We start from the raw sequence: 12,743 nt of genomic DNA, 5'->3' as shown, positions 1-12,743 counted from the left end.
CGACTCGGCCGCCGCGCCCATTCGACGGGCGGCCGACGCCCACGACGCCGCCGACACACCGCGCACCGCACTAGTCGTACGTATGCCGCCGGATTGCCGACTCCCCCCGCGCCCGAGGCCGGATCACCCCCCGGCGCCGTCCTCCTACAACTCGGCGCTGCACGCGGCCACTAGCCCGCCGATCCGAGCCCACGCCTCCTCGGCCACCAGCGGCTCCAGCCGTCGACCGTCCCGCAGGCGCAGCGCGACCCGGTCGTCCACGGCCTCCTTCGCGCCGATCACCGCCTGGTACGGCACCAGCCGGGCCGCCCGGATCCGGGCGCCGAGGGTGCCGTACTCGGGCCCGGCGACTTCGGCGCGCAGTCCGAGGTCGAGGCACCGCCGGCGGAGCCGTTCGGCCTGCGGCAGTTCGGCTTCGGAGATCGGCAGCAGGACGACCTGGACGGGCGCGAGCCAGGCCGGGAACGCGCCGCCGTACAGCTCGATCAGGTGGGCGACCGCACGCTCGACACTGCCGATCACGCTGCGGTGGACCATCACCGGGCGGTGCTTGGCGCCGTCCGGGCCGATGTAGTGCAGGTTGAACCGCTCGGGCTGGTGGAAGTCGATCTGCACGGTGGAGAGGGTGAACTCGCGCCCGGCGCCGTCGGCGATCTGCACGTCGATCTTCGGCCCGTAGAACGCGGCCTCGCCCTCCGCCGCCTCGAACGGCACCCCGGATCGCTCCAGCACGTCGACGAGCAGCGCGGTGGCGCGCTCCCACAGCGCCGGATCCGCCACGTACTTGCCGCCCTCACCGGGCAGCGAGAGCCGGTAGCGGACCGGCACGATGCCGAGCGCCCGGTGTGCCTCGCGGATCAACTCCAGTGCGGCGACGGCCTCGTCGGCGGCCTGCTCCGGGGTGCAGAAGATGTGCGCGTCGTTCAGCTGGATCGCCCGGACCCTGGTCAGCCCGCCCAGCACCCCGGACAGCTCGGAACGGTACATGCCGCCCAACTCGGCCATGCGCAGCGGAAGTTCCCGGTAGCTGTGGGAGCGGGAGCGGAAGATCAGCGCATGGTGTGGACAGAGGCTGGGCCGCAGCACCATCTCCTCCGAGCCCAGCTCCATGGGTGGGAACATGTCCTCGCGGTAGTGCGCCCAGTGGCCGGAGATCTCGTACAGCTCGCGCTTGCCGAGCACCGGGGAGTAGACGTGGCGGTAGCCGGCCCGGCGCTCACGACCGCGGATGAACTCCTCCAGGGCGTGCCGGACCGCGGCGCCGTCGGGCAGCCAGTACGGCAGGCCGGAGCCCATCAGCGGGTCGGTGTCGAACAGGTCGAGCTCTCGGCCGAGCTTGCGGTGGTCGTGCTGGAGGTGGTTGTGCTGCAGGTGGTCGCGCGACGGACGGACGTGCGACGGAAGGTCGTTCATGGCGATGGTCTCCACTCTGGGGCCGCGGGCGAGTGGAGCCGGAAACGACGAAGCCCCGGGGCACTCGCCCCGGGGCTTCGGACTAGGTCAGCAGTCAGCGCACCGGGACTCTCTCCGGCGTCGTCGTGACGAGTGCAGCGCGCTTCATGTGATCAACCGTAGCAGGTCGGGAGACGAGCGCAAGATCTTTTCCGAGGGCTTCGCCGAGGCCTCAGTACAGGACGACGCACCCGCGCGCTCCGAGCGCGTCCAGCAGACGCGCGGACGGCCGCACCTCGTTCCACCGCAGGTCCAGCTTCTCCAGCGCAGGCAGCGCCGGCAACGCCGCGGGTTCGGTCAGCCAGTGCGGCAGTTCGGTGATCCGGTTGCCGCGCAGGTCGAGGCGGCGCAGTCGCGGCAGCCCGGCGAGCGCGGCCGGGACCTCGGTGAGCGCGTTGTCCCTCAGCTCCAGTTCGCGGAGCTCGGTGAGCCGGGCGACGGAGTCCGGCAGGCAGGTCAACGCGTTGCCGCGAAGCCAGAGTTCGCGGAGCGCGCCGAGGTTGCCGATCGCTTCGGGCAGCGAACCGATCCGGTTGTCCTGTGCGCGCAACTCGACCAGGGCGGTCATCTCCCCGATGGTGGAGGGGAGTTCGGTGAGCCGGTTGTCTCCGATGTTGAGGTAGCGCAGCGCGGTCAGCCGCCCGAGGGAGTCCGGCAGGGCGGTCAGGGCGTTGTCGTGCAGGTAGAGAAAGTCACCGAGCCCGGTGAGGTCGCCCAGCTCGGCGGGCAGCGCGGCGAGCCGGTTGTGTCCGAGGTCGAGGGTGCGCAGCCCGGTCAACCGACCGATGTCGGGGGGTAGTTCGGAGATCCCGGTGTCAGCGAGGATGAGTACCGTCAGGTCGGTGCGGTCCCACACCGAGGCCGGCACCGCGTCGAGCGGCTGCCGCCAGAGGTTCAGCGTCACGTCCGTCACGCCTGCCCCCCGAAGGCCGGCGCGACGGTCGACGGACGCCGCTTCCTGGGTGACGTAGGCACGACCTGCGGTCCTCGGCTCTCGCTCTTCGCTGTTCGCTCTTCGCTCTTCGCTGTTCGCTCTTCGCTCGGCGGTGCCGCCCGGCGCCCCCGACCCAGTCTACGGACGGGCCAGGGCCGCCAAGCCGCCGCACCGGCGCAGCTACCGACCCGAGGTCCGCGCGGTCACTGCCCCGGGGTCGGCCGGACCGGGTGCTTGCTCATGATGGAGACCCGGTTGAAGGAGTTGATGGTGATCGCCACCCACACCGCAGCGGAGATCTCCGCCTCGGTCAGCTCCTCGCGCGCGGCGCCGTACGCGACCGCCTGCGCGGCGGCGTCCGCCGGGTGGGTCGTCGCCTCGGCCAGCGCCAGCACGGCGCGCTCCCGCGCGGTGAACACCTCGGTGTCGCGCCACGCCGGGAGCACGCCCAGCCGCTGCGTGGTCTCGCCCTCGCGCAGCGCGGCCCTGGTGTGCACGTTCAGGCAGTAGGCGCAGCCGTTGACCTGCGACACCCGGAGGTTCACGAGTTCCACCAGCCGGCGGTCGAGCCCGGCCTCGGCCGCTGCTTCTCGTGCGGCCTCGGCGGCCGCGACCAGGGCCTTGTACGCCTGGGGGCTCTGCTTGTCGATGAACACCCGCCGGTCCGCCGGGACCACCGTCACGTCACTCACCTGCACTCCTTAGGCTGGTCACTGTCGCCCGTCACTCTGCCATGACATGATAGTTGAATATAGAACTATCCGAGACCATCCATCCACCCCCGGGAGGGACCACAACCGTGAGCACCGCCGAGACCGACCTCGTCGAGCCGAGCGCCGCCGATCCGCGCGTGGAGGTCCTGCCCGCACGCGACGTCCCGCTCGGCGGCCCGCGCGCGATGACCGTGCGCCGGACACTGCCGCAGCGCTCCCGCACCCTCATCGGCGCCTGGTGCTTCGTCGACCACTACGGTCCCGACGACGTCGCCGGCACCGGCGGCATGGACGTCGCCCCGCACCCGCACACCGGGCTGCAGACGGTCAGCTGGCTGTTCACCGGCGAAATCGAGCACCGGGACAGCCTCGGCGTCCACGCGTACGTACGACCGGGCGAAGTGAACCTGATGACCTCCGGCCACGGCATCGCCCACTCCGAGGTCTCCACCCCGGCCACCACGGTCCTGCACGGCGTGCAGCTGTGGGTCGCCCTGCCCGAGGAACACCGCCACACCGCCCGCGACTTCCGCCACCACGCACCGGCCCCGGTCCCCCTGGACGGCGGCGAGGCCCGCGTCTTCCTCGGCTCCCTCGCAGGCGACACCTCCCCCGTCCCCACCTTCACCCCGCTGCTCGGCGCCGAACTCGTCCTGCGCCCGCACGCCACCGTCACCCTCGACGTCGACCCCGCCTTCGAACACGGCCTCCTGGTCGACCGCGGCGAGATCCGCTTCGCCGACACCCCGCTCCACTCCGCCGAACTCGGCTACCTCGCCCCCGGCCCCACCACCATCACCCTCACCAACACCACCGGCGCCGACGCACGAGCCGTCCTGCTGGGCGGCACGCCCTTCGAGGAGCAGATCGTCATGTGGTGGAACTTCGTCGGGCGCACCCACGAGGACATCGCCCGGGCCCGCGCCGACTGGCAGGCCGCCGCCGACCGCTTCGGCGAGGTCCACGGCTACCCCGGCGACCGCCTCCCCGCCCCCGAACTCCCCGGCACCCCCCTGAAGCCGCGCGGACGCATGCGCTGACCTTCGGTGATGCTGTCCGCCGCGGCGCATTCGGCCTTTTCAGCGGCGGACGCATCAGCCCCTGCGAGTCGACACACCTAGGGCGAAGCCAAGCTCTGGAGCCGGCCGGCGATCAGGGCGACGGCACGGGGAAGGTCGAGGTAGTGGTGTTCCACGGGAAGTGTGTGATGGGTGAGCCTGTGCTTGGTCACGGCCTGCCACTTGGCCGCGGAGGCTGCCGGAATGAGGGAGTCGTCGCGGGCGGTCCACACCGTGACCGGGTAGGTCAGCTGTTGGTCGGCTCGGTGGCGGTAGGAGTCGATCAGGGTGAGGTCGTGTCGGATGGCGCGAAGTGCAACGCTGCGCCGGTGTTCGTCGCGTGGAAGGTGGATGCCGAGTGACATGGCGAGGCGGGTCAGTGCGGGGTCGTCCATCGACCGGGCGTCGAGGTCGATGTCGCCGTATTCGGGCGGCGACAGAGCTGCGGAGGCGTGGAGGGCGACGGGCGGCTGACGGCGCCGGGTGAGCTGCCAGGCCGTCTCGTAGCCGATGAGGGCGCCGAAGCTGTGTCCGAAGACGACCAGCGGTTCAGGGACGTGGTACGTCAAGCGCTGGGCGAGCTCGCCGGCGAGCGCGGTGAGATCCGCCGCCGGGACGGGGGAGTCGCCGCGCCCGGGGTAGCGTGCGCTCAGGACGCGGAAGCGGGGCCCGAGGCAGTGCGGCCACAGGGCGAAGTCGGCGGGGCTTCCCGCCACCCCGGGCAGCAGGAGTACGGCCAGGTCCGCCACTGCCCCCTCGGGTGTCAGCTCCCACACCAGGCCGTCACCAAGCGCTCTCATCGTCATCCCTTCACATGAACAGGTCTTTTGTCACAAGTCGCCTGGATTCACTCGTTCGTGACGTTCGGTCAGCTCTGGCTGGCCTTCCGATGCCGGTCGCGGGCAGGCTCTGTGCCACGGTTGGCGGCAGAGGCGGGGAAGACACATGGACCGGGCAGTGGACAGCCCTGAGCGTGGCGCGGGCAAGCGAGCGGACGATGTGGCGATCATCGGGATCGGCTGTCGGCTTCCCGGTGGCCTGGACAGCATTGACGCCCTGTGGTCTGCGCTCGTTCAGGGTCGTGATCTGGTCACGCGGATCCCTCCCGAGCGATTCGACACGGACGCATTCACCGACTCCGATCCTCGTCGGCCGGGTAGAACCTACACGGATGCCGCCGGTGTGCTCGCCGATATCGCGGCCTTCGACGCCGAGTACTTCGGCATCTCGCCGCGCGAGGCAGCGTGCATGGATCCACAGCAGCGGTTGCTGCTGGAGCTGGCCGCGGAAGCCATCGACGACGCCGGCATCGATCCGGCGGCGGTCGCCGCCACCGACACCGGGGTCTTCGTCGGGGTGTCCAACCACGCGTACGGCAATCTGCAGTTCAGTCGCCTGGAGCGGGTCGGTCAGCACACCATGACCGGCATCGCCGGCGCGAACACCGCGGGCAGGCTGTCCCATGCGTTCGATCTGCGCGGTCCGAGCGTCGCTGTGGACACCGCCTGCTCGTCCAGTCTGGTCGCTCTGCACCAGGCCTGCGAATTCCTGCGCGCGGGCGGCGAGGCGGCCGTGGCGGCCGGGGTCAACATCCTGGTCGGCCCGCACGAGTTCGTCGGGTTCGCCAAGGCCTCGATGCTCTCTCCCACCGGCAGGTGCCGCGCCTTCTCCGCGGCCGCCGACGGGTTCGTCCGAGCCGAGGGCGGCGTCGTCCTCCTGCTCAAGAGCCTCGAACGCGCCCTCGCCGACGGGGACCGCATCCACGCGGTGATCGCTGCCACCGGCACCAACAGCGACGGCCGCACCCCCGGCCTCGCCCAGCCCAGCGCCCGCGCGCAGGCGGCGTTGCTGCGCCGGGTGTACGGGCGGGCCGGCCTGGCCGCCGATGACCTGCTGTACCTGGAGGCGCACGGCACCGGCACCCCGGTGGGCGACCCGCTGGAGTGCGAGGCCGTCTCGGCAGCGCTGGCAGCGCGGCGATCCGTCCACCCGCTGCCCATCGGCTCGATCAAGACGAACCTCGGACACCTGGAATCGGCCTCCGGCCTCGCCGGCCTGCTCAAGGCCCTGCTGATCCTGCGCCATCGCGTCATCCCGGCGTCTCTGCACGGCCAACCAGCGAGCCCCGCCATCGACTTCGCCGACCTGGGCCTCTCCCCCGTACCTGTCGCCGTGCCGCTGCCCACCGCCTCGGGTGGACTGGTCGGGGTCAACTCCTTCGGGTTCGGCGGCGCCAACGCCCATGCCGTTCTCGCCCCCGCCCCGGCCCTTGCGGCCCGGACCGCCCCGGCGCCGGGACCGCGGCCCCTCCTGGTGTCCGCCCGGACTCCCGCCGCCCTCACCCAGGCGGCCACCGCCATGGCGGACCGCCTCTGCGAAGCGGACGTGGACGAGCAGGTCTTCTACGACATCGCCCACACCTCGGTCACCCGCCGTGGCCGCCACGCCCACCGAGCCGCCGTGGTGGCCGCCGACGCCGCCACCGCCGCCCACCGGCTGCGCGCCGCTGCCGCGAACCCGCAGGTCCCCGCGCTGTCCCGCCGTGATGTCGCGTTCGTCTACAACGGCAACGGCGCCCAGTGGACGGGCATGGGCCGGAGCCTGCTCACTCGTTCCGTCCCGTTCCGGGAGGCCGTCGAGGAGATCGACGGGGCGCTGGCGCCGCTGCTCGGCTGGTCCGTGCACGAGGAGCTCGCCACCGGCACCGACACCGGCCGCCAGGCGCGGACCGAGGTCGCCCAGCCGCTGCTGTTCACCGTGCAGGCGGCCCTGACCGCGACTCTGGCCGCCTACGGGGTGCAGCCCGCGGCGGTGGTCGGTCACAGCGTCGGAGAGATTGCCGCCGCCCATGCCTGCGGTGCCCTGGACCTGCCCGGTGCGGCGCTGGTCATCGCCCACCGCAGCAGCGCCCAGGCCCGAACGGCCGGGTCGGGACGGATGGCGGCGGTCGGACTCGGCCGCCCCGAGGCGGAGGAAGAACTGGCCGCCTACGACGGCCGGCTGGAGCTGGCCGCGGTCAACAGCCCTCAGGACGTCACCGTGGCCGGGGACGAGGCCGCGCTCGACGACCTGGCCCGAAGCCTGGCGGGACGCGGCACGTTCTTCCGGATGCTGGACCTGGACCACGCCTTCCACACCCGGCACATGGACCTCGTCGAAGAAGACCTGCGCAGCGCTCTGGGCGCCCTGGCGCCGCAGTCCGCCCTGGTCCCCTTCGCCTCCACGGTCACCGGCGGCCTGCTGAAGGGCCACGAACTGACGGCTGAGTACTGGTGGCTCAACGTCCGTCGGCCGGTGCGGTTGACCGACGCCGTCCAGGCCCTTGCCGAAGCGGGCTGCGGCGCGTTCGTCGAGATCGGCCCGCACCCCGTCCTGAGCCATTACCTGCGCCGCACGCTCAGCGCCGTGCGCCCGCCCGGGCAGACGGTCGTGGTACCGACCCTCAGCCGCGACCGCGACGGCACCGAGGGCGTCGAAACGGCCGCGGCCACCCTGCTGGCGGCCGGCGCGCGCATGGACCACGCCCGGCTCCTCCCGGTTCCCGGCCGGGTCCGGAGCCTGCCTCCCTACCCCTGGGAGCGCGAACACCACTGGCACGGCGCCCCGCAGTGGTTCGAGCGCGGCTGCGGTGACGGCCGGCGCCACCACCCCCTGCTCGGCGAACGGTCGGGCCACCCGGACCCGCTCTGGCAGACCCGCATCGACCCCTCACGGCACCACTGGCTCGCCGACCACGTCGTCGCCGACGCCGTGGTCGTCCCTGCCGCCGCCTTCGCCGAAACCGCCCTGGCCGCAGGCCGTCTTCACCACCAGGCCCCCGTCCAGCTGACCGCCCTGGCCGTCGAGCGCGCCCTCGTCCTGCCCTTCGACGACCCGGCGATGGACATCCAGCTCCAGACCGCCCTCGACCCGGCCGACGGCACCGTACGCCTCTCCAGCCGCGACGGCTCCGGCCCCTGGCGAGCTCACGCCCGAGGAGTCGTCCGCCGGCTGCTGCGCGAACGCCCCGCGCCACAGGACCTGGCCGACCTGCACGGCCGACTGGGCGAGCCCCTGACCGCCGCCGCCCACTACGCGGCCATCGCCGCGACCGGCATCAGCTACGGCCCCGCCTTCCGCGTCCTCACCCAGCTGCACACCGGCCCCGACGAAGTCCTGGCCCGCTACACCCTCACCACCACCGAACCGTCCGCCACCGCCACCAAGCCATCCGTCACCACCACCCAACCGTCCACCGACCCCGACAGCGGGCACCTGCTGCACCTCACCCTCCTGGACGGCGCCATCCAAGCCGGCGCCGCACTGCTCCACCGCACCGGCGACAGCTCCGATCGCCCACTCGACGCGCCCTACCTCCCCGCCGCCGTCGAGGCCCTTCGGGTGTGGAGCCCGCCACCCTCGGAAGGCTGGGTGCTCGTACGCCACCGCGAGGCCACCGACCGTGAAGTCTGCTGGGACATCCAGCTCCTCGACGACCAGGGACAGGTCACCGCCGAACTGGACGCATGCCGGCTGCACCGCTTCGACGCCGCCCGCACCGCGCCACGGCACCTGACCACGGTCCTGCGCGCCGCCCCCCACGGACCCGACCCCGACATTCCGCCGCACCACCTGCCCGGCCCGCGCGAGCTGGCCCACACGCTCTCCGGCACTTCCCTGCTCGCGCAGAACGACGACCGGTACGCCCGGGCGCTCGTCCTGGCCAAATCACTGAGCGCCCAATTCACCCTGCAGGCCGCCCACACCATCGACCCGGCCGCCACCACGTTCAGCCCCGAGACCCTGATCGCGGCAGGCGCCCTCCCCGAGTACCGGCGTGCGCTGCACGGACTCCTCGGTCACGCCGAACGCGCCGGGCTGCTGCACCGCACCGGCGACGGCGTCTGGACGCCCACCAGCCCCGCCGACCCGCGGCAGGCCCTGACCGAACTGCTGCGCACCGCGCCGGGCCAGGTCGTGGAAGCCGTCCTCTACAGCCGCTGCGGCAGCGTACTGGCGGACGTCCTGCTAGGTCGGCTGGACCCCGTCGCCCTGCTCTTCGGCGATGCCGAACGCCACTGGATGGAGAGCTTCTACTCCGACACCGAAGTCACCCGCCACTACAACGCCGTGGCCGCCGCCCTGGCCCGTGAGATCGCCCGGAACTGGCCCTCCGGGCGGCCGTTGCGCGTTCTGGAGATCGGCGCGGGCACCGGGGCCCTGACCGCGGCACTTCTCACCGCGCTCCCCGCCGACCGCACCCACTACACGTTCACAGACGTCTCCGAAGCGTTCTTCCACCACGCCCGGCGCCGCTTCAGCGACCACGACCACATCACCTACCGCACCCTCGACCTCGACCAGGACCCCGAGCGGCAGGGCTTCGCCCCCGGCTCGTTCGACCTCGTCGTCGCGGGCAACGTCCTGCACGCCACGACCGGACTGCGGGAAAGCCTCGCCCGTATCGCCGCTCTACTCGACGACGGCGGGCAGCTGCTGGCCGTCGAGACCCACAACCCCGACGTGCTCCTGCCGATCTTCGGCCTGCTGAAGAGTTTCTGGAACGCCGACGACCCCGACCTACGCCCCGACTCGCCCCTGCTCCCGCACGATCAGTGGCCGCGGCTGCTCGCCGGCAACGGGTTCGACGAGGCGGCCCAGCTCGGCGCCGACCGGACCGGTGGCGACTACTCGGTCCTCCTCTCCCGCCGTGGGCCCCGCCCGCTGCCCCGCCCCGAAGCACCTGCCCCCGAAACCGGCGTGACCTCCTGGATCATCGCCACCGAGCACCCGCACAATGCCCTCGCCGGCCCCCTGGCGACCGCCCTGCGCGCGACCTGCGACGTCCCCGTCGCTGTCGTGGCCGCCGCCACCGACCGCACCCAGTGGGCGGCCCGGCTGTCCTCGGACCGGGACCGCCCCGCCGTGGTCCTGCTCCTCGCCGACTCCGCCACCCCCCGCGACGACGACGGCACACCGTACGAAGCCGGCCACGTCGAAGACGGGTCGGACATCCTGGGACCGGCCGTCACCCGTACCGCGGTGCTGCGTGCCCTCGCCCAGGCCTGTGCCGGACTGCCCCGGTCGACCACCCCCGAACTCTGGCTGATCACCCGGCCGTCGGGGGCCCTTCCCGCAGCCGGAGCGCTGCTGACCCCGGGCGACGCCGTCCCGTGGGGCGTGGCCCGGACGGTCTCCAACGAACAGGCCAGGCCGGCCGTCCGACGGCTGTCGTTCGAGCCGGGGCCCTCGCCCGAGCGCGACGCCCGGCGGCTGGCCCGTGAGCTGCTGGCCGAACCGGCCGGGGAGGACGAGATCGTCCTCACCTCCGGCGGGCGGTTCGTGCCTCGGTTGCGGGAAGCACCCGCCACGACCGTGCCGGCGCACGGGAGCCCGTACCGGTTGAGGCTGCGCCGGCCGGGTCTGGGCTTCGGCCTGGACTGGACGCCCGCCCCCGCGCCGCCCGCCCCCGGCCCGGGCCAAGTGGCCGTCGAGGTGCGAGCGGCCGCCCTGATCTACCGTGACGTGATGCTGGCCACCGGCCTGCTGCCACCCGGGGCCGAAAGCCCGGCACCCGGCGAGTACAGCCTCGGCCTGGAATGCGCCGGTGTCGTCAGCGCCGTCGGGGCCGGTGCCCCGTTCACCGTCGGGCAGCGCGTCCTCGCCTACGCTCCCGGGGCGCTGGCCTCGCACGTCGTCGTCCCGGCCCTGGCCGCGGGCCTGATCCCCGCCCGTCTGGGCTTCGCCGAGGCCGCGACGCTGCCGGTGGCTTTCTTCACCGTCCAGCACGCCCTGGAACACCTGGCCCGGCTCACCGAGGGCGAGACCGTCCTCGTCCACGGCGCCGCCGGCGGCGTGGGACTCGCGGCTCTCCAGTACGCCCACCAGGTGGGCGCCCGGGTCATCGCCACCGCGGGCAGCCCGGCCAAACGCGATCTGCTGACCCTGCTGGGCGCCGACCACGTGCTGGACTCCCGCACGCTCGCGTTCGCCGACCACGTACTGGAGCTGACCGACGGCAAGGGGGTCGACGTCGTCCTCAACTCCCTCGCGGGTGAGGCCATCGCGCGCAACCTCGACGTCCTACGGCCCGGCGGCCGCTGTATCGAGCTGGGCAAACGCGACATCCACACCGGCGGGCGCCTCCCGTTGCGGCCCTTCCGCAACAACCTGTCCCTGCACGCCGTGGACGCCCACCAGATGTTCACCTGCCAGCCCGAGCTGTCGAGCCGTCACTTCGCCGAGCTCGTCCGCCGCGTCCACGAGGGCGCCTACCAGCCGCTGCCGCACCAGGTGTTCCCCGCCGACCAGGCCGTGGAGGCCTTCACCCTGCTGCGGCACTCCCGGCACGTCGGCAAGGTCGTCATGTCGCTGGAGACCCCGCCGCACCTGGCACCCGCCGCCAGGCGCCTCGCCTGCGCACCGGACGGCACCTACCTGATCATCGGCGGCCTCACCGGACTCGGGGCCGCCACCGCCCGTTTCCTCGCCGCCCGCGGCGCCCGCCACCTGGCCCTGGTGAGCCGCCGCGGCTCCGCCACTCCCGGCGCGGCCGAGCTGCTCGCCGACCTGGCACGTCAGGGAGCCACCGCCACCGCCTACGCCGCCGACGTGGCCGACCCCGCGGCGATCGGCGCCGTCCTGGAGAGGATCGGCGGGACCGGACGGCCCTTGCGCGGCGTCGTCCATTCCGCCATGACCCTGGAGGACCGGCTGCTGACCGACCTGAGCGACGAGGCCATCGAGACGGTCCTCGCGCCGAAGCTGTGCGGGGCAGCCGTCCTGGACCGTCTCACCCGCAAGGCCGTCCTGGAGTTCTTCGTCATCAACTCCTCCATCTCCGCCACCGTCGGCCACCGCGCCCAGGCCGCCTACGCCGCCGCCAACCTGGCCATGGAAGGACTCGTCCGCGCCCGCCGGGCAGCCGGCCTGCCCGCTCTGGCCGTCGGCTGGGGACTGATCGGCGAGGTCGGCACCGCCGTCGAGGCCGAATACACCGGCACCTTGGAGCGCATGGGTCTCGGCCCCTTGTCCTCCCAGCAGATCTTCACCGCGCTCGAAGACCTCATGACCCGCGCCGCCGCCGACCGCGACCGCGACCGCGACCGCGAGGGCGACGGCGACGCGGCGGTCGTACAGGTCGGCCACTTCGACTTCCCGCGCATGGTCACCCTGCTACCTGCCCTGCGCGCTCCCAGGTTCGCCGCCCTCCTGCCCCCCGAAGAAGCCGAGGACGAGCAAGGTGGCGACCTGCGACGGTCCCTGACCTGCGACGACCCGCAGACCCAGCACACCACCGTCGCCGACCTCCTCGTCCGCCTGGTCGCCCGCGTCACCCACCACGCCCCGGAACGGGTGGACCGCACCCGCCCCCTGGACACCCTCGGCATGGACTCGCTGATGGCCGCCGAACTCGTTGTCGCCCTCCAGCGTGAACTGGCCTGCGAAATCCCCACCATGGAAGTCATCGGTGCCGCCGGCATCAACGATCTCGCCAACCGTGTCCTGACCCTACTCAACCGGCCCGCCACTGCTTGACCGGCAGCAGAGTGGGGAGTCCCCGACCCGCGGTATCAGGGATGACGTGCACTCGTCGGCAGCGCCGGC

General features: G+C 72.8%; 6 protein-coding genes. 2 read left to right on the top strand and 4 right to left on the bottom strand.

The window, feature by feature from the left end:
* Window positions 1-144 precede the first annotated feature (144 nt).
* From thrS to AC0B61_RS18885, 3 genes are all read right to left on the bottom strand, one after another.
* Window positions 145-1,413 carry a threonine--tRNA ligase gene (gene thrS / locus AC0B61_RS18895; RefSeq protein WP_471741826.1) on the bottom strand — a complete coding sequence of 423 codons (1,269 nt, stop codon included), beginning with the start codon at window positions 1,411-1,413 and terminating at the stop codon, window positions 145-147.
* A gap of 211 nt (window positions 1,414-1,624) precedes the next feature.
* Window positions 1,625-2,365, bottom strand: coding sequence for a leucine-rich repeat domain-containing protein (locus AC0B61_RS18890; protein ID WP_471741825.1), 741 nt, complete (start codon window positions 2,363-2,365; stop codon window positions 1,625-1,627).
* A gap of 224 nt (window positions 2,366-2,589) precedes the next feature.
* Complete coding sequence (locus AC0B61_RS18885) at window positions 2,590-3,078, bottom strand: carboxymuconolactone decarboxylase family protein (RefSeq protein WP_471741824.1); 489 nt, start codon at window positions 3,076-3,078, stop codon at window positions 2,590-2,592.
* A 107-nt stretch (window positions 3,079-3,185) separates the two neighbouring features.
* Between AC0B61_RS18885 and AC0B61_RS18880 the strand changes: the two genes are divergently transcribed.
* Complete coding sequence (locus AC0B61_RS18880; protein WP_471741823.1) at window positions 3,186-4,139, top strand: pirin family protein; 954 nt, start codon at window positions 3,186-3,188, stop codon at window positions 4,137-4,139.
* Window positions 4,140-4,216: 77 nt separating this feature from the next.
* On the opposite strand, the gene AC0B61_RS18875 is transcribed toward AC0B61_RS18880, so the two are convergent.
* Window positions 4,217-4,957 carry a thioesterase II family protein gene (locus AC0B61_RS18875; RefSeq protein WP_471741822.1) on the bottom strand — a complete coding sequence of 247 codons (741 nt, stop codon included), beginning with the start codon at window positions 4,955-4,957 and terminating at the stop codon, window positions 4,217-4,219.
* Between the two features lie 145 nt (window positions 4,958-5,102).
* On the opposite strand from AC0B61_RS18875, the gene AC0B61_RS18870 reads away from it, so the two are divergent.
* Window positions 5,103-12,674 carry an SDR family NAD(P)-dependent oxidoreductase gene (locus AC0B61_RS18870; RefSeq protein ID WP_471741821.1) on the top strand — a complete coding sequence of 2,524 codons (7,572 nt, stop codon included), beginning with the start codon at window positions 5,103-5,105 and terminating at the stop codon, window positions 12,672-12,674.
* The last annotated feature ends 69 nt before the right edge of the window (window positions 12,675-12,743 follow it).

The sequence above is a fragment of the Kitasatospora sp. NPDC023385 genome, from assembly GCF_055664045.1.
Note: the sequence above shows the minus strand (reverse complement) of the source record. Positions and strands in the feature narration are given on the sequence as shown.